This window comes from Streptomyces sp. (genome assembly GCF_036566765.1).
In the GTDB taxonomy this organism is placed as follows: domain Bacteria; phylum Actinomycetota; class Actinomycetes; order Streptomycetales; family Streptomycetaceae; genus Streptomyces.
The window spans coordinates 1-17,723 of the sequence record NZ_DATCVQ010000750.1 but is presented as its reverse complement, the minus strand read 5'-3'; the positions used below and the strand labels follow the sequence as shown (position 1 = coordinate 17,723).

Annotated in this window: 14 protein-coding genes and 2 pseudogenes; 4 read left to right on the top strand and 12 right to left on the bottom strand. The window is 70.8% G+C overall.

What is annotated here, in order from left to right; genetic code table 11:
• Positions 1-188: 188 nt before the first annotated feature.
• The 3 genes from VIU94_RS43530 (at position 189) to sulP (ending at position 3,082) form a co-directional block, all read left to right on the top strand.
• The gene (locus VIU94_RS43530) at positions 189-395 is read left to right on the top strand and encodes an STAS domain-containing protein (RefSeq protein WP_331921068.1); all 207 of its coding nucleotides are present in this window, start codon (positions 189-191) and stop codon (positions 393-395) included.
• Between the two features lie 129 nt (positions 396-524).
• A complete protein-coding gene (gene ppk2, locus VIU94_RS43525) occupies positions 525-1,319 on the top strand; it encodes a polyphosphate kinase 2 (protein ID WP_331921072.1) in 795 nt (264 codons plus the stop codon).
• Complete coding sequence (sulP, locus tag VIU94_RS43520; protein WP_414721111.1) at positions 1,319-3,082, top strand: SulP family inorganic anion transporter; 1,764 nt, start codon at positions 1,319-1,321, stop codon at positions 3,080-3,082. Before ppk2 ends, sulP begins: the two co-directional genes overlap by 1 nt.
• Positions 3,083-3,208: 126 nt before the next feature.
• On the opposite strand, the pseudogene VIU94_RS44860 reads toward sulP, so the two are convergent.
• The 11 genes and pseudogenes from VIU94_RS44860 to VIU94_RS43470 form a co-directional block, all read right to left on the bottom strand.
• Positions 3,209-3,496: pseudogene (locus VIU94_RS44860) on the bottom strand (hypothetical protein); the annotation flags it as partial.
• Positions 3,497-3,858: 362 nt separating this feature from the next.
• Complete coding sequence (locus VIU94_RS43515) at positions 3,859-6,582, bottom strand: cation-translocating P-type ATPase (RefSeq protein WP_331921066.1); 2,724 nt, start codon at positions 6,580-6,582, stop codon at positions 3,859-3,861.
• Complete coding sequence (locus tag VIU94_RS43510) at positions 6,575-7,168, bottom strand: LapA family protein (RefSeq protein ID WP_331921064.1); 594 nt, start codon at positions 7,166-7,168, stop codon at positions 6,575-6,577. Before VIU94_RS43510 ends, VIU94_RS43515 begins: the two co-directional genes overlap by 8 nt.
• A 48-nt stretch (positions 7,169-7,216) precedes the next feature.
• Complete coding sequence (locus VIU94_RS43505; protein WP_331921062.1) at positions 7,217-7,720, bottom strand: flavodoxin domain-containing protein; 504 nt, start codon at positions 7,718-7,720, stop codon at positions 7,217-7,219.
• Positions 7,717-8,172 carry an Hsp20/alpha crystallin family protein gene (locus VIU94_RS43500; protein ID WP_331921060.1) on the bottom strand — a complete coding sequence of 152 codons (456 nt, stop codon included), beginning with the start codon at positions 8,170-8,172 and terminating at the stop codon, positions 7,717-7,719. Before VIU94_RS43500 ends, VIU94_RS43505 begins: the two co-directional genes overlap by 4 nt.
• A gap of 213 nt (positions 8,173-8,385) precedes the next feature.
• Entirely contained in the window at positions 8,386-8,799 is a 414-nt protein-coding gene (locus VIU94_RS43495) for a CBS domain-containing protein (RefSeq protein ID WP_331921058.1), read from the bottom strand.
• A 235-nt stretch (positions 8,800-9,034) separates the two neighbouring features.
• A pseudogene (locus VIU94_RS43490) lies at positions 9,035-9,717 on the bottom strand (putative PEP-binding protein).
• Positions 9,650-10,678 carry a PEP-utilizing enzyme gene (locus tag VIU94_RS43485; protein ID WP_331921056.1) on the bottom strand — a complete coding sequence of 343 codons (1,029 nt, stop codon included), beginning with the start codon at positions 10,676-10,678 and terminating at the stop codon, positions 9,650-9,652. The pseudogene VIU94_RS43490 and the gene VIU94_RS43485 overlap by 68 nt, the downstream one beginning before the upstream one ends.
• Positions 10,675-11,463 (bottom strand): PEP/pyruvate-binding domain-containing protein, encoded by a 789-nt coding sequence (locus VIU94_RS43480; protein WP_331921054.1) that lies wholly within the window; start codon positions 11,461-11,463, stop codon positions 10,675-10,677. The genes VIU94_RS43485 and VIU94_RS43480 overlap by 4 nt, the downstream gene beginning before the upstream one ends.
• Positions 11,464-11,591: 128 nt before the next feature.
• Entirely contained in the window at positions 11,592-12,602 is a 1,011-nt protein-coding gene (locus tag VIU94_RS43475) for a universal stress protein (protein WP_331921052.1), read from the bottom strand.
• Positions 12,599-13,504, bottom strand: coding sequence for a universal stress protein (locus VIU94_RS43470; RefSeq protein ID WP_331921050.1), 906 nt, complete (start codon positions 13,502-13,504; stop codon positions 12,599-12,601). The genes VIU94_RS43475 and VIU94_RS43470 overlap by 4 nt, the downstream gene beginning before the upstream one ends.
• 228 nt (positions 13,505-13,732) lie before the next feature.
• Between VIU94_RS43470 and VIU94_RS43465 the strand changes: the two genes are divergently transcribed.
• Complete coding sequence (locus VIU94_RS43465; protein ID WP_331921048.1) at positions 13,733-14,590, top strand: universal stress protein; 858 nt, start codon at positions 13,733-13,735, stop codon at positions 14,588-14,590.
• Between the two features lie 24 nt (positions 14,591-14,614).
• On the opposite strand, the gene VIU94_RS43460 is transcribed toward VIU94_RS43465, so the two are convergent.
• Complete coding sequence (locus VIU94_RS43460) at positions 14,615-17,329, bottom strand: heavy metal translocating P-type ATPase (protein ID WP_331921046.1); 2,715 nt, start codon at positions 17,327-17,329, stop codon at positions 14,615-14,617.
• Positions 17,330-17,723: the final 394 nt, after the last annotated feature.

Below are 17,723 nucleotides of genomic sequence, written 5' to 3'. Positions count from 1 at the left end.
CTTCGGCCCAGGTGGACGTGTCGGTGACGCGGCACTGAACCCGCACGGTGAACGGCGCGACTCGACCTCAGAGCCGCACTCAGCGCGGAGGATTCCATGACGGACCGTGGCGTGCGACGGCGGCGGTCTCAGCCTCGCCCTGACCAGAGATCCGGACATCCACACAGCGGGTCGAGTGGAGCCCCGCCTTGACGAACTCGCCGGGTCCGGTCACCCACGTCTGGACCTGGCCGGGCTTCTCCTCCTGCGACAGCTCGGGCATCGGGCTCTTCCTCCGCGTGAACCGCCGCTGTCGTGCGACGGGAACGCGGCTCCCGCTCAGTGATGTCCCCTTGTTGGTCAAGTCCATGCGGGTGCTCGGCGTGGATCGCGAGCTGCGGCTCGTCGTGAGGTGAGCGCGACACGGTCCGAAAGCGGTGCCCCGGCGTCTCGACACGCCCAGGCCCGAAGGACATCGTTGCGTGCGGATGCCTGCCGTGACTGACTTGTTCGAAGCGCCGGACGACGACGGGGAGGAGACAGCCATGGGCCTCAACAAGGCGGTCTACGAGAAGGAACTGCTGCGGCTCCAGACGAATCTGGTCCAGCTTCAGGAGTGGGTGCGTGCGGAGGGCTGCCGGCTCGTCGTCGTGTTCGAGGGCCGCGACGCGGCGGGCAAGGGCGGAACGATCAAACGGGTCGCCGAACACCTCAACCCCCGCGTGGCACGCATCGCGGCCCTTCCGAAGCCGACGGAGCGGGAGCGCACCCAGTGGTACTTCCAGCGCTACGTGGAGCACCTGCCGGCCGCCGGCGAGATCGTGCTCTTCGACCGAAGCTGGTACAACCGCGCCGGAGTGGAACACGTCATGGGCTTCTGCACACCCGCGGAATACCAGCTCTTCCTGCGCCAGTGCCCCGTCTTCGAGCGGATGCTGGTGGAAGACGGAATCCTGCTCCGCAAGTACTGGTTCTCCGTCAGCGATGCCGTACAGGAGGAGCGCTTCCGGCGCCGTACGGAGGACCCGCTGCGGCGGTGGAAGATCTCGCCGATGGACCTGGAGTCCGTCACGCGATGGGAGGCGTACTCGCGGGCCAAGGACGAGATGTTCGTCCACACGGACACCGCGGACTCCCCCTGGTACGTGGTCGAGAGCAACGACAAACGCAGTGCGAGAATCAACATGATCGCCCACCTGCTGTCCTCGGTCCCGTACGAGGACGTGGCCCTGCCGTCGCTCGCCCTGCCGCCCCGGCCGGCGCCGACGGGATACGAGCGTCCGCCGAAGACGCTGCAGACCGCCGTACCCGATCACGCGGCCACTCTCCGGAGAGCATGATGCGCGGCGGGCTCGGCCGGCGCGGTCGGCGGTCGCCTGACGAGCCGCCGGCAAGGGGTGCGGCGCCCGCGCGTGGAAGGCCGTCCCTGCTCCCTGCCGGCCTGCGGGGATACCGCCGGTCGTGGCTCGGACAGGACGCGTTGGCCGGGGTCACGGTCGCCGCCTATCTGGTGCCGCAGGTCATGGCGTACGCGGGCGTGGCCGGGCTGCCGCCGGTCGCGGGGCTGTGGGCGGTCCTGCCGGCCATGGTCGTCTACGCGCTCATGGGTTCCTCGCGGCTGCTGTCGGTCGGGCCCGAGTCGACCACTGCACTGATGACCGCCGTCGCCGTCGGACCGCTCGCGGCTGGTGATCCGGGCCGGTACGCGGCCCTGGCGGCAGCCCTTGCCGTGGTGGTCGGTCTGCTGTGCCTGGTGGCATGGGCGGCGCGCCTCGGGTTCCTCGCGGACCTGCTCTCGCGGCCGGTCCTCGTCGGCTACCTGGCCGGTGTCGCACTCATCATGATCGTCGACCAACTGCCCCGGCTCACCGGGGTGGAGACGACAGGTTCGGACTTCTTCCCGAAGCTGTACTCCTTCGTCCGGCACCTGGGGCAGGCGGACTGGCCGACCGTGGGCCTGGCCGCTGCCCTGCTCGTCGTGCTCTTCGCGGCGCCCGCGCACTGGCCGGCGGTTCCGCGTCCGCTGCTCGCCCTGGTCCTCGCCACGGGGGTGGTGGCGGCATTCGGGCTGGACGACCGGTACGGGATCGCCGTGATCGGAGCTGTACCCTCCGGGCTGCCGGCGCCCGAGCTCCCGTCTCTCGGGGACCTGCCGCAGCTGGTGGTCCCGGCGCTGGGCGTCCTCCTCGTCGGCTACTCGGACGTCATTCTGACCGCCCGTGCCTTCGCGAGGCGCAGCGATCCCCATCCGCTGGACGCCAATCGTGAACTGCTGGCCCTGGGCGCGGCGAACCTGGGAGCGGGCATCCTCCGCGGATTCCCGGTCAGCAGCAGTGCCAGCCGCACCGCCCTCGCCGAATCCGCGAAGGCCCGAAGCCAGGTGTACTCACTGGTCGGCGCGCTGGCCGTCCTGACGGTACTGCTCTTCCTGGGCCCCCTCCTGGCCCACACCCCGAGCGCCGTCCTCGGCGCGATCGTCGTCTACGCAGCCGTCCGCCTGATCGAGATCGGCGAGTTCCGGCGGCTCGCCGCCTTCCGCCGCCGCGAGCTGCTGCTCGCCGTCGGGTGTCTGCTGGGCGTCCTCGGCCTTGGCATCCTCTACGGCGTACTCGTCGCGGTGGCCCTGTCGGTCGTCGACCTGTTCGCCCGTGTCGCCCGACCGCACGACGCCGTGGAAGGGCTGGTCCCCGGGCTTGCCGGCATGCACGACGTGGACGACTACCCGACGGCGCGCACCGTTCCGGGGCTGGTGGTCTACCGGTACGACTCGCCGCTGTTCTTCGCCAACGCCGAGAACTTCCGCAGTCGTGCCCTGGCCGCGGTGGACGAGCAGAGCCCCCGGGTCCGGTGGTTGGTCCTCAACATGGAGGCGAACGTCGAGGTGGACATCACCGCACTCGACGCCGTGGACGCGCTCCGCCTGGAACTCGAGCACCGGGGCGTCGTCTTCGCGCTGGCCAGGGTCAAGCAGGAACTCCGCGAGAATCTGGATGCCTACGGACTGACGGCCTCGGTGGGTGCCGACCGGATCTACCCGACCCTTCCCACGGCCTTGGCGGCATATCGCGCCTGGAGCCGCGAGGCAGGTACCGGTGTGGAGTGACCCGGAGTGCCCTCTGGTCGCGCCGCACGACGCGTGTCCGAAGGCGAGACCGCGGTGGGGGCCGGTGGGGGCGCGGCCAGGCGAGTGCGTGATGTGGTGGGCGTACGTACGGCTGCGGTAGACGGTGCCGGCGCCGCCGATCAGGGACTCGCTGCCGGGCTGGGCGACCTGGTTCGTGCCTTCGGCCCAGGTGGACGTGTCGATGACGCGGTACCAGTTATTGCCCGCGCCGGGGGAGGGGACGGTGAAGTCGACGTCGCCTGACCAGCCGTTGTAGCCGACGTAGACGGCGCTGTTCGAGTCACCCAGTTCGGTGCCGTCGTAGCGCCAGGCAGGGGCGTGATTACCCGGGTTGCGCCAGTAGTTTCCGTCCGGGGCGGCGCCCGCGGGGGTGAACCAGTCGAGCTGGCCCATGCCGTTGCCGTTGCCGTTGCCGTCGGAGGCGCTGTAGAAGCTGGCGGGGCGTAGGGCCGCGTGGGCCTTGCGGAAGGCGATCAGGCGCTGGGCGTAGGTGCGGAAAGTGCTCTGGTCGGCGGTCCACGACGTGCTCAGCCAGTTGGCGGAGGAGTCCAGGTTGTAGGGGTTGTTGTTGCAGTTGACGGAGCGCAGGTACTCGTCCCCGCCGGTCATCATCGGCGTGCCTGCCGACAGCATCAGGAGAGCCAGGCCGTTGCGGGCGGCCTTGCGCTGGTCCGCCTGATTCCCGCCCTGATCCCATGAAAGGTTGTAGTCCGAGCCGCCGTCGGACGGGCCGTAGGGCCAGCTCTGGTTGTTGTTCAGCCGACGGCCGGGACCGAGCGCGCCGCCGACCGGCGCTGACGGCGCCGCCTGGCGCGCCTCAGCTCGTCCGTGCCCCACACCAGGACCGGGAACGTCGCGATGAGCAGGACGACGTCCACAGGAAGGGCGGCCGTGCCGAAGAGGTGCTGGAGCGGGGGCGCGTAGACGAGGGCGGCCGTGAACACGAGCTCGAAGGCGATACCGGCGAGCAGCAGCGGATTCGAGAACACCCCGATGTCGCGCAGCGCCGCGTGGTCGGTGCGGGCCGCGAAGGCTGTGCCGACCTGGCAGGTGACGATGCCGGCGAAGGTGGCCGTGGTGGCCGTCACGTAGGCGTGGTGCAAGGGGCTGCCCGTGCCCGTGGGATCGCCCGGCTGCCAGCCCGCGCGCCACAGCACGTAGAAGTAGCCCGCCATGACGAGGGCCGCCGACACCAGGCCCAGGTAGCCCCAGCTCCGGACGAGCATGTCGCGGGAGATCACGCCCTGGTGCCGTGGCCGGGGCGGCCGCTGCATGATGCCTGGCTCGGAACGTTCCCGGCCCAGGGCGAGGGCGGGCAGGGTCTCGGTGCCGAGGTCGATGGCGAGGATCTGCAGCACGGTGAGGGGAAGCGGTACCGCGCCGGCGGAGAGCGCGAAGACGAGGAAGGGAACGATCTCCGGGGTCGCGTGGGCGAAGATGTAGACGATGAACTTGCGTACGTTGTCATAGACGCGGCGGCCGGATTCGACCGCGGTCACGATCGTGGCGAAGTCGTCGTCCGTCAGCACCATGGTGGCTGCCTCGCGGGCCACATCGGTGCCCGAGCGTCCCATGGCCACCCCGATGTGCGCGCGGTGCAGCGCGGGGGCGTCGTTGACGCCGTCACCCGTCATGGCGACGATCCGGCCGTGCTCCCGGAGGGTGTCTGCGACCTTGAGCTTCGTCTCGGGTGAGGACCGGGCGAAGACGATCTCGGCGTCGCCTTCCACGAGGAGCCGGTCCAGCTCGTCGTCGCCCAGCGATTCCGAAGCCGCGACCACGTGCAGACGGGGTACTCCGATGCCGACCTCCCGGGCGACGGCCGCGGCGGTGGCACCGCTGTCGCCCGTCACGATGTGTACCCGGATCCCGGCCTCGTGGCAGCGGCGGACAGCCTCCGCCACCTCGGGGCGTGGCGGGTCGTACAAGCCGACCAGACCGAGCAGCGTCAGTCCCGACTCGGCATCCTGACGGCGTGACGGCGGCTCTGCGCCCGTCGGCAGGTCGCGTGCGGCTACGGCGAGGACTCGCATGCCGCCCTGGGCCAGTTCTTCCGCTGCCGAGCGGGCGGCGTCCGTAGCGGAGCCAGGCAGGACCCTGTCCAGGACCGCTTCAGGCGCCCCCTTGGCAACGATCCGCAGGCGACCCGTCGTCTCGTCGTCCTGCACGACGGACATCAGCCTCAGCCGCGGATCGAAGCGGAACAGTCTGCGCCGTCCCGCGTCGCGCCGGGCGAGATCCACCGATGCCCCATGGTCGGCGGCCCCGGCGACGAGGGCAGCCTCGGTCGGATCCCCGTGCAGCTCACCGTCATCCCCGCCGGTGACAGTGGTGCACAGGGCGCTCGCCCGCACCAGCTCCTCCGCCCAGGGGCCGGGATCCGCTCCGTGCCCCGCGGTCCAGAGGGCTCTCAGACGCATGCGGTTGCGGGTCAAGGTGCCGGTCTTGTCCGTGCAGACCACGCTCGTGGAACCGAGCGTCTCCACGGCGCTGAGCCGTTTCACCAGGGCACCCTCGCGGGCCAGCGCGCGGACGCCGACGGCGAGGGCCAGCGTGATGGTCGGAAGCAGTCCCTCGGGGACGTTGGCGACGAGGAGACCGATGGCGAACGTGAGGGAGTCGGTCACCGGCAGTCCGACGGCCACCCCTAGGACCAGGAACACGGCCCCCATGCCGGTGGCGACGCCCGCGATGAGCCAGGCGACCTTCTTGACCTGTCGTTCCAACGGGCTCGCCTCGCGCCGGGTCCGCTGGCTGAGGGCGGCGATCCGGCCGAGTTCGGTGTGGTTGCCGGTGGCGAACACGATGGCCCGGGCCTGTCCCTCGACACAGGTCGTTCCGCTGAAGACGAGGTTCGGCTCCTCCAACAACGGGGCGCCGAGGAGCCCGGCGGCAGCCACGCGTTCGGCGGGGACGGACTCCCCCGTGAGCATCGACAGATCGACTTCCACTCCGCCCTCGGTGACGCGCGCGTCGGCCGGTACCTTGTCGCCCTCCTCCAGGACGATCACATCGCCCGGCACCAGGTCGCGAGCCTCCACGGTGAGCGGCCGGCCGTCGCGTACGGCGAGGGCGTGCTCGGGCAGATAGCGCGCGAGGGTCTCCACCGCCCGCTCGGCCTGCCGTTCCTGAAGCAGGGCGAAGGCCGCGTTGACGGCGATGACCGCCAGGATCGCCCAGCCGAGCACCCCGAGATCCGCAACGAAGGCCAGCGCGGCGGCGGCCCAAAGCAGCAGGGCAAGGGGGTGGACCAGCTGCCCGACCAGCTCCCGCGCGAAAGAGGAGCGGGCCTTGCGTCGTACCTCGTTGGGCCCGTGAACGGCGAGCCGGCGGGCAGCCTCGCGAGCGGACAGCCCGTCCGGTCCGGTGGCCAGTTCCCGGCGCAGTCTGGGCAGGGGCTCACTGGGGTCGAAGGGCAGCGCCGAGGCAGGCGTGGTGCTCGGCTCCGCCGCGGTTCCGCCGGCGGCGCGGTCAGTCATCGTCGCCCCCGGCATCGCGGCCCCGGTGCAGGCGGCCGGACCACACGGGTTCCACCCGCTCCCACTCCCGTTCCCAGGCCGCGAGCCGGTGACCTTCGCTCCGCCGCCGTACGAGGAGGACCACGCCGGCCCCCGTCACCCCGACGGCGCCTGCCGCCGCGATACCGCCCGAGAGGGAGGTGAATGCTCGGTCCGCGGCGCTGCTCGGGGGCCGGGCGAGGGACCCTGCGTCGTCCACCCAGATCGTCACGATGCGGCCCGGGGGCGTCCGTGGCGGGACATGGACGGTCCCGGAGCGGCGGACGTGCTCCGGCTGTTCCCATACCGCCGGTGCGAGGGCCTGCGGCTTCGTGCCGTACCGGGATGCGACGGGCGGGTCCTTGGCCGGCCCTGTGGTGGTCGCCTTCACCTGATGACGGTGGGCGGCGAGTTCGCGATCGGTCCTGGCTCCGGCGTTCCACAGAATTCCGCCGGCCACGGCGCCGCAGACCAGGGCGATGATCAGGACGAGGACAAAGGCGGCACGCCCGCGGGATCCTTTCGCCGGCGGGACGGACCCGCTGCTCGAAGACTCCCGGTGAGACATGCCGCACCTCCCGTCGGGGGTGGCTGGCTGAAGGATCGGCGACACCGCTCAGCGGGTGCTGCCGAGTTCCGTTCCGATGTGGTGGGCCCACGCCCGGATCCGTTCCGGATTGCGGAAGTCGCCGCCCTTGCCGCGGCTCACCATGTGCCGGGCGACAGGGTCCGACGTCTCGGCCGTAACGGCGCCGCCGAAGGTCATGTGCTCACGAGCACCGAGCTTCTTCATCCGCCGGGCGACACCTCGTACGGGCGGGATGTCGTGCTCGTCCGCAGAGCTGTCGACGGGGCCGCTGCTGAAGAGCCACAGCGGCCGATGTCTGAGCTGTTCGGCGTTGCGCCGGGCGCACCGGCGTGCCTTGCTGGTCCAGTGCCCGGCGTAGAGGGCTCCGCCGAGGACGACGCCGTCGTAGCCGCTCACGTCGGTGACGGTGTCGGCCGGAAGGACGACGGCGTCGAAACCGTCGTCCCGGAGCGTCTTGCCGATCTCTTCGGCGATCCCGGCGGTCGCGCCGGCCTTGCTGCCATAGGCGACCAGGACTCGCTTGGGATTCACGACGTGGCTCCTTCGGGCGGCGTGCCGCCTCGCTTCACCGGGATGGTGCGTGCGGCGCCGGTGCCCTCCTCGGGCATCGGAATGCGGATGGTGAGGATGCCGTCCGCGTACGACGCCTCGACGTCGTCGGCCGGGATCGTGGCCGGGAGCCGCACGGTCCGGCGGAACGATCCGTAGCGGAACTCCGAGTGCTCTTTGTCCTCCTCGCTCTCGCTGTGCTCCGCGCTCACCGTGATCAAGTTGTCGTCGACGGTGATGGTGAAGTCTTCGGGGTCCATCCCGGGCAGTTCGGCCCGCAGTACGTACACGCCGTCTCCGCTGGTCACCTCCACGGGAATGGAGTGAGCGGCCGTCGCGGGTCGCCACCCGGGCAGCCCCGGAAACTCCCGGTTGAACAAGTCGTTGAAGTCGGGGAAGAGGCTGTGCCTGCGTTCCACCTTGCCTCCGGCCATTGTTCTGCTCCTCGTTCCGGGGCCCAGCACGGTCGCCGTGGACCCGAGTCGGTACGGACAGGGCGGTGGACCGGGTTACGGGGCCGGTCCGACTCCGTAACCCAATCGTCCGCCCGCGAGGTCACGTGGCGCAGCATCCAAGGGGGCTGTCCGACGGGGCCGAACGGCCCGCACCGGGGCCGACCGGCCCATGGCGCCACGGCTCCGGTGCTGTCAGCGGCAGATCTCTTCGACGAAGTGGCCCACCCGTTCCTCCGGCAGGTGCCGGGCCAGGTCCGCCTCGCTGATCATGCCGACCAGGCGGTGGTCGTCGATCACGGGCACGCGGCGGATGCGGTGGTCCTGCATCGTGCGGAGCACCTGCTCGCTGTCGGCGTCCACGTCCACGGTGACCGGCTTGCCCTGAGCGAGGTGCCCGGCCGTCATCTGTTGAGGGTCCTTGCCCTTGGCGAGGCACTTCACCACGATGTCACGGTCGGTGATGATGCCGTGCAGCCGGTTGTCCGGCCCGCAGATGGGCAGCGCGCCGACATCCAGTTCGCTCATGCGCCGCGCGGCGTCCATCAGGGTCTCGTTCTCCTGCACGCAGCTCGCACCGGTGTGCATGATTTCCCTTGCGGTCGTCATGGCCGCGGCCTCCTTTCAGGCCCCCCTACTCGCGATCCGGCCGATTCGCCGTTGGTTCAGAGGAAGAGCGTCGACACCCTGATGGTGTGTACCGGGCGCAGCCGGTTCACTCCCGCTGCGGGCGGCTGGTGCTTCCTGGGCCGACCGCGCCGCGTGTCTGTGGCCGCCTGTCGACCGAGGTTGGCCGTCGGCCCCGTGTCCCGGGCGTCTCGGTGCCGTGTCTTCCTGGGCATGGTCACTCCTCCCTTCGTCCGGCGCCGCTCTCAAGCGTCGCCTCCGCGCGAGCCACGTGCCGTTTGACGGCTGCGAAGCTGTCCGGCGCCACGGAGATGGAGTCGAGGCCCGCGTCGACCAGGATCGCGGTGAACGCCGGATCGTCGCTGGGCCGCTGCCCGCACAGTCCGCCCACGCGGCCGGCCGCGTGGGCGCGGGCGGCGAGGGTCTGGATACTGCGGACGACGGCGGGGGCTCGCTCGTCGAAGCGTGGGCGAGGGCCCCGGAGTCGCGGTCGACGCCGAGGGTGAGCTGGGTCAGGTCGTTGCTGCCGATCGAGAACCCGTCGAAGCGTTCCGCGAAGTCCTGGGCGAGGATGATGTTGGCCGGTATCTCCGCCATGACGTAGACGCGCAAGCCGTTCTCACCCTGTACGAGTCCCTCCTGCGCCATCACCGCGAGCACCTGGTCCGCCTCTCCGAGGGTCCGGCAGAAGGGGATCATGACGACCACGTTCGTCAGTCCCGTCCCCTCACGGACCCGACGCAGCGCACGGCATTCGAGGGCGAATCCCTCGCGGTAGCCGTCGCTGTAATAGCGGCTCGCACCGCGCCAGCCGATCATGGGGTTGGCCTCATCAGGTTCGAACGGCCGGCGGCCGAGAAGCTTGGCGTACTCGTTGGTCGTGAAGTCGCTGGTCCGCACGACGACGGGGGTCGGCCAGCGGGAAGCGGCGATCCGGGCGATCCCGTTGGCCAGCGGGAAACGGCGATCCGGGCGATCCCGTCGGCCAGGCGATCGACGAAGTACTGTCCGCGGTCCCCTCGGTGAGCCGGTCGATCACGTGACGGTCATGTGGATCGAGCCGCTCCGGGTGTAGCAGGGCCATCGGGTGGACCTTCACCTGGTGGGCGACGATGAACTCCGGACGCGCGAGGCCCACTCCATCAGCGGGGAGCCTCCACCAGCGGAACGCAGCCGACGGGTCGGCCAGGTTGAGCATCACCCGGGTGCGCGTGGCGGGCAGCTCCGCGAGGTCGGTCAGGATCTCCTCGTACGCCAGCAGGCCCTCGTGAACCCGTCCGCGCTCGCCCTCGGCGCACGAGACGGTCACCTGCCTGCCCTCCTGGAGAACCTGGGTGCCGTTGCCGGTGCCGACGACGGCGGGGACGCCGAGTTCGCGGCTGACGATGGCGGCGTGCGAGGTGCGTCCGCCGTGGTCGGTGACGATCGCCGACGCCCTCTTCATGACCGGTTCCCAGTCGGGGTCGGTGACTCGGGTGACGAGAACCCCTCCCTTCGGAAAGCGGTCGAGGTCGACAGGGGCGTCGAGGGCGACGACGGGGCCCTGGCCGATCGCCTCGCCGACCGCGATGCCCTCAACGAGGGCTTCACCGGGGACGACGGTCAGCCGGCAGCGACGGAGGGTCGTTGACCGCCTGCGCGACTGCACGGTCTCAGGGCGCGCTTGGACGATCCAGAGTTCGCCGGTGACGCCGTCCTTGGCCCATTCGAGGTCCATCGGGCAGCCGTAGTGTTCCTCGACAGCGGCCGCCCACGCGGCGAGCTCGCGGATCTCCGCGTCGGCGAGTACCCGTTGGTTCCGCTCGGTGTCGGGGGTGTCGACCGTGCGTGTCAGCCCGGTGTCCGCGTACACGGTCTTCATCTGCTGGTGCCGATCCGCACATCGATCACGGGATTGAGGGAGGGGTCCTTCATGCTGGGCTTGAACACGGTGTACTCGTCGGGGTCGACCTGGCCGCTGACGACGGTCTCGCCCAGGCCCCAGGCGGCACTCACCACGATCACCTCGGGGAAGCCGCTCTCCGGGTCGAGGGTGAAGGCGACCCCGGCGCCGGCGAGGTCGGAGCGGACCATGAGCTGGACGCCGACAGAGAGGGCTACGGCGAGGTGGTCGAAGCCCATTCGCTCGCGGTAGGCGATCGCCCGGTCGGTGAACAGGGACGCGTAGCAGCGCCGGCAGGCGTCCAGGAGCGCCTCGGGTCCACGTACGTTCAGATAGGTCTCCTGCTGTCCTGCAAAGCTCGCCTCGGGCAGGTCCTCGGCCGTCGCGCTGCTGCGTACGGCCACCTCGGGTGTCTCACGGCCACTCTCCTCGGCCAGCCGCTTGTACGCGGGAAGGAGGGCGTCCCGCAGGGGCGCGGGCAGCTGCTGCGCGAGGAAGAGCGAGCGGATGGCCGCCCCGACCTCGTCAAGCGGGGCCCCTTGGTGGAGGTGCCCGAGCTGCTCCTCGACGGCGTCACCCAGTCCGCGGACAGCGAGAAGTTCCTCGTACGCCTCGGCGGTGGTGGCGAAGCCCGGCGGTACGCGTATGCCCGCGGCGCCAAGCCGGTTGGTCATCTCTCCCAGTGGGGTGTTCTTGCCTCCCACCTGGCCGACGTCCGAGCGGCCCAGCTCATTGAACGGCACGGCGCGTCGCGTGGGCTCCATGACATCCTCCGTGGCTCTCGGGCGTCCTCAGTACGGGAGCGGTCGGCCTGACGGGGTGCGCAGATCAAGGGAGCTCGGCCTGCGGAGCTGTCGGGGCCGGGGGCTGATCCGGATGCGCTGCATGGTGCTCACCTCTCCGGGGAACCGGCGGACGGACCGGGGTCGTCCTCTCGCCCCACCGTCCCGCGTGAAGGTCGTCGCGCCCCCGTGCCGAGCGGGTCAGCGGGCCGGGGCCGGTCGGTCGTCCTGGAACGGGACCGTTCGGCCCATTCCAGGTCGCCGGCGCGCTCCTCGCGCAGTGGGAGGGGGACGGTGATCACGGGACACATGGCGCGGTGCAGCAGGCCGTGGACCGTCGAACCCAGCCGCATGCCGGAGTAGCCGCCGCGGCCTCTGCGGCCGACGATCAGGGCGAGGGACTCCTGGGACGCCAGGGCGAGTTGCTCGACCGGGTGTCCTCGAAGGACCTCTCGGGAGATGGCGACGTCCGGATACCTCTGCGCCCACCCCGCAACCGACTCGGCCAGCAGCCGACGGTGCTCGGCCAGACCCTCGTCCACATCGTCGTGGGCGAGGACGGGAGGGGCCCATACCCAGACGGCGCGCAGTCGTGCCTCGCGCAGGCTCGCCTCCTCGACGGCGAAGGCGACGGCGGCCTGTGAGGACGCGCTTCCGTCCACGCCGACGACGAGGGTCGGTGGGTGCACGGCGCTGTGTTCGGGTTCGCGGACCACGACGACGGGGCAGGCGGCGTGCGCGGTGAGCGGGACAACCACGGAGCTCTCGCTGAACACTTCGGCCGCCCTGCCGAGACGGCGCGAACCGACTACGACGAGTGCGGCGTGCGCCGCCAGGTCGCGGAGCACGGTCGCCGGCACGCCGTTCACGCGTTCCGTCGCGATCCGCAGACCGCCGTGGAGTTCCCGTACGAGGTCCTCCGCATTGGCGATCGCCGACTCCGCGCGGAGTCGCAGGGCGCTCTGGTGGCCAAGCGCGTCGTACCGAAGCCTGTCGTGGGCGGGTGGTACGGCGACGACCAGGCGAAGCGCCAGTCCTCTTCGTTCGGCCTCGTCGGCGGCCCAGACGAGGGCGGGGATCGACTGCTCCCGGGGGTCGATTCCGAGCAGGATCTCGTTCACGTCTCCTCGACTCGTGTGGCGAAAGCGGGTGGGACGATCTCCACCGGGCAATGGGCGTGGTGGAGCAGGACGTGGGCGACGCGGCCCAGGGACGGGCCTGCGCCCAGAACTCGGTGTTCTCTGCCCATCACGAGCAGATCGGTGTGGGCGGTGGCCTCCACCAGGATCCCGGGCGTGCTCGTGCCCGTCTCCACGTGATGGCTGACGTTGAGCCCGGGATAGAAGTCATGTACGCGGTCGGCGAGCGCCTTGATCTCGTGCACGCGCTGCCGCGCGATCTCGTCGAGGTCGTCCAGCATGGTCGCGACGCTGCCGACGTGGGTGAGCACGTTCCAGACGCTCACCAGTCGCAACACCGCTTTGCGGGCGTTCGCCTCGGCAGCCGCGGCGAGCAGCCAGCCGATATCCGAGGCACCGTGCACGGCTGCCGTCACCGAGCCCGACTCGGGGCGGTCGCTGTCACCACGGACGACGATCACCGGCACCTCGGCGCGGGCTGCCACGCCCATACCCACGGAGCCGAGCATGAGCGCGGAGAAGCCGCCGAGGCCCCGGTTGCCCACCACGATCGTTCCGCGGTGGCCGGCGGCCGCCCGGAGACCGGCGACCGGCTCCTGGCGGCTCAGTTCCTTCGTGACGGCCAGGTCCGGAAAGCGCTCCTGGACCGTGCTCGCGGTCTCGGCCAGCAGGTCGCGGCCCGCTTCGCGTACCGCCTGGATCGTGTCGGCATTGGCGAAGAGGGCCCGGCGGTCGGTGTCGGCGGCGTGGACGAGGTGCAGGGTCCGCCCGCGTCGTTCCGCCTCGGTGGCGGCCCAGAGCACGGCCGTGCGCCCGGAGGGGGACCCGTCGACTCCCACGACGACGTTGCCCAGCTCCGGTCGAGCGGGGATCTCGCTGGTCATGGTTCCTCCTCCGGGGTACGCCCGGCGCTCGGGAGCACGTCCCGAGGGGCGACACCTCCCACGCTGACACCGTGGCGGGCCTCCCGGGGATGGGCCGTTCGGCCCCGATCGAGACCTGCTCGGCCCTGCTGCCAGGAGGCACGGGACCACCAGCCTGAAGTTCGGGATGTCCTGTCCGATCCGGACCACGCACGGAACGCGGAGCGGACACGACTAAGGAGGCACGCCATGACGGCCCAGGTCACCGTCGGTCTGGACGGCTCGGTGGAAAGCCTCGCCGCCGTGGGTTGGGCGGCGAAGGCAGCGGTGTTGCGCGAAGTGCCCCTCCTGCTGGTGCATGTGGAGGAGTGGCCGAACACCCCTGAGGTACCCCTGCCGTACGCCCGCACCTTGGCCGAGCGGGCTGAGAGTCTCTTGCGGGACGAGGCGGACCGTCTGCGGAAGGACCATCCCGGCCTCGAGGTGCTCACGGAGCGTGCGCGTGGTCGGGCGGCCGACGAACTGACGGCGGCCGCGAACGAGGCAGATCTGACGGTGCTCGGATCGCGTGGGCTCGGTGGAGTCCGGGGCTTCATCGTCGGCTCGGTCTCCCTGGCCGTCGTCGGCTCGGCGCGCCGGCCGGTCGTGCTCGTGCGCGCGGAGGCCGCCCCGGTGGCTCCCGAAGGCGGAATCGTGGTGGGCGTCGACATCTACCACCCGTGCGAAGCCCTGCTCGCGTTCTCGTTCAATGAAGCCGCTCGCAGGGGCACGCCGCTGCGGTTCCTGCACAGCTGGACGCTTCCCGCCTCGTACGGCTACGCGGCCATCATGGACCCGGGGATCGGCGAGGAGCTGGGCGGCCACCTCCTCGGAGGTCTGGACGACCTGCTGGAACCGTGGCAGAAGCGGTACGCGGGCGTTGACGTGGCGGCCGTTTCGATGGTGGGCCCGCCTGCGTACCAGCTGGTCGAGGCGTCACAGACCGCGCAGCTTGTCATCGTGGGACGACGGAGCCGCAAGGTCCCCCTCGGCACGCATCTCGGCCATGTCGCCCACGCGGTCATCCACCACAGCCCCGCGCCGGTCGCCGTCGTCCCCTTGATGTGAGTAATCGCCCTCCCGCCCCGTCTTCTACGGATGCCGGTGTCCTATGGAAGGCGTGTAGCGGTCGGGAGCGGCATCGTAGGCGGTGGCGCAGTGGGGGGAGCAGAAGTGCAGTGGCCCCGCTGGGCTGTCTCGGTGTTCGGGTGCGGTCGCGGGGTCGACCTCCATGCCGCACACCGGGTCGACGGCCAGTTCGCTTCCGTCCGGGCCGTCCTTTCGCCGCGAGGTGTCGGTGGTGGTCTCGACTTCGGGTTGCGTCGGTGTGCCGCCCGCTTCGGGCAGTGGCGCGGGGCGCCAGCGGCGCAGGCGTGAGGCGTTGGTGACGACGGACAGGGAGGACAGGGCCATGGCGGCCGCGGCGACGATCGGGCTGAGGCGGATGCCCCACAGGGGATAGAGGGCGCCGGCCGCGAGAGGGATACCGACGGCGTTGTAGACGAGGGCGAAGAAAAGGTTCTGCTTGATGTTGCGCATGGTCGCCTTCGAGAGGCGGATGGCGGTGACGACTCCGGCGAGGGAGCCGGAGATGAGGGTGATGTCGGCGGATTCGATGGCGACGTCGGTGCCGGTGCCGATGGCGAGACCGACGTCGGATTGAGCGAGGGCGGGGGCGTCGTTGATGCCGTCGCCGACCATGGCGACGGTCCGGCCCTCGGCTTGGAGGCGGCGGATCTCGTCGGTCTTGTGCTCGGGCAGCACCTCGGCCAGGACCCGGGGGATGCCGACGTGAGCGGCGATGGCGGCGGCGGTGCGGGCGTTGTCGCCGGTGAGCATGACGACCTCGGTGTCCAGGTGTCGCAGGGCCGCTATGGCTTGGGCGGAGTCGTCCTTGACAGTGTCGGCGACGGCGAGCACCCCGGCGGGGCGGCCGTCGACCGCTGCGAGGACGGGTGTCTTGCCCTCGGCCGCGAGGTTCGCGGCGACGGCGTCGAGAGGGGAGGTGTCGACCCCGGTGGCATGGAGGAGGCGGGTGGTCCCGACCAAGATGGTGTGACCGTCGGCCATGGCGCGGACGCCCTTGCCGGTGACGGAGTCGAACCCGGTCGCGGCTGGCAGCTGAACGCCGCGGTCGCGAGCGCCGGAGACGATGGCCTGGGCGAGGGGATGCTCGCTGTCGGTCTCGGCGGCGGCGACGAGTCGCAGCAGTTCAGCCTCGTCGACTCCTGCGGCGGGGCGTGTGTCGGTGAGGACGGGCTTGCCGACGGTGACCGTGCCGGTCTTGTCGAGGACGATGGTGTCGAGTTCGTGGGCGGTCTCCAGCGCTTCGGCGGAGCGGATGAGGATGCCTGCCTGCGCGCCTTTGCCGGTGCCGACCATCACCGAGAGCGGGGTGGCCAGGCCAAGGGCGCAGGGGCAGGCAATGATGAGGACGGCGACAGCAGAGACCAGGGCGAGGGTGAGCGCCGGTGCGGGTCCGATCGTGTACCAGAGAGCGAACGTCGCGATCGCGATGCCGATGACCGCCGGGACGAAGTAGGCGGAGATCGCGTCGGCGAGGCGCTGGATGGGCGCCTTGGACGCCTGGGCCTGCTGCACCAACCGGATGATCTGGGCGAGCATGGTGTCCGCGCCGACCTTGGCCGCGCGCACCCGCAGGGAGCCGGTGGCGTTGACGGTGGCGCCGATGACACTGTCGCCCGCGTGCTTCGTGACCGGCATCGGCTCGCCCGTCACCATCGACTCGTCGACGGCGGACGAGCCCGACAGGACCTCCGCGTCGACAGGGATCTTCTCCCCGGGACGGATGACGATCTCATCCCCGACGACCACCTCGTCGACGGGTATCTCGGTCTCGGTACCGTCGCGCACGACGCGTGCGGTGCGGGCCTGCAGGCCGATCAGCGCGCGGATGGCCTCACCGGTGCCGGCCTTGGCCCTGGCCTCCAGGAGCCGCCCGAGCAGGATCAGGGTGAGAATGACGCCGACCGCCTCGAAGTACACCTCGCGCACGTCCTCGGGGAGCAGCCCCGGCGCGAGGGTGACGAGCAGGCTGAAGCCGTAGGCGGCGCTCGTGCCCAGCGTGATCAGGGAGTTCATGTCAGCCGACCGGTGGCGCAGGGCCAGCCAGCCGGTGACGTGCACGGGCCGGCCGGTGTAGAGCATCACCGGCGTGATCAGTGCGAGCTGGAACCAGTGGTTCAGCATCCAGCCGGGCACCCAGTCGGCGCCGAACAGCTCGTGCGCCATCACGGCGAACAGCACCGGCGCGGTGAGCACCGCGCCCACGACGACACGGCGGGTCAGGTCCTTGATCTCCGCCTGTCGCTCGGCGATGTCGGCTGCCTCTGCATCCTGGGCCGACGTCTCCCCCACGCGCGGCGCCGCTTCTCCGCCTGACACCGCGCCCGGTTCCGGTGCTCTTCCGTCGGCGGGTTCGACGACGAGGGTCCCGTGGATCATGTTCATGCCGCAGGCGAACCCGTACGTACCGGGCCGGTCAGGGCTCAGCCGCACGATCGTGCGGGTATGAGCGGGCAGGCCGGCCCCCACCTTGAGATCGGGGAAGACGACGCGGGAGGTGCATTCGCCGGCCTCCTGCCGGTCGAAGACAAGCTCGACCGGTGTGCCCTGACGGACCTTGATCAGGTTCGGGCTGTAGCCGCCCCGCACGGTGACGTCGGCCTTCTGCACGCCTCCCTCCACGCGGACTGTGCCGGCCTTGCGCGGACCGAAGAAGTACCAGCCCAGCACGGCGATGAGGCCGACGGCGACCACGACGACGATCACGTCCGCGACAGGCATGGCCTCTCGCCTCCTCGCTCACCTGCTCCTCCAGCCTCCCGCGCAGCATCCACGTCGGCCACCTCGGCCCCGGCAGGGCCTGGTCGGCCCTACGGAAGGGGACCGCCTGGCCCCATCCCGGCGCGTCGGCCGGGGAGACGATGTGAGGGCAGAAGGAGGCCCACGATGACGCAGAACCAATGGGGCCTGTACGCCATCGCCGTGACCAGCGCCGTCGTCGGCGCCCTTGCCTTCGGTGTCCCTGTCGACACCAGTCCCTCCGAGACTCGCCTACGGGGACTGCAACTCGCGAACCCGGGCGCGGAAGACGCGCCAGCGTCGCTCGTTGCCGTGCACCAGCGTCGCCGACTCCACCATCAGATCCGCCGCCCGGTCCAGCAGTTCGGAAGCCGAA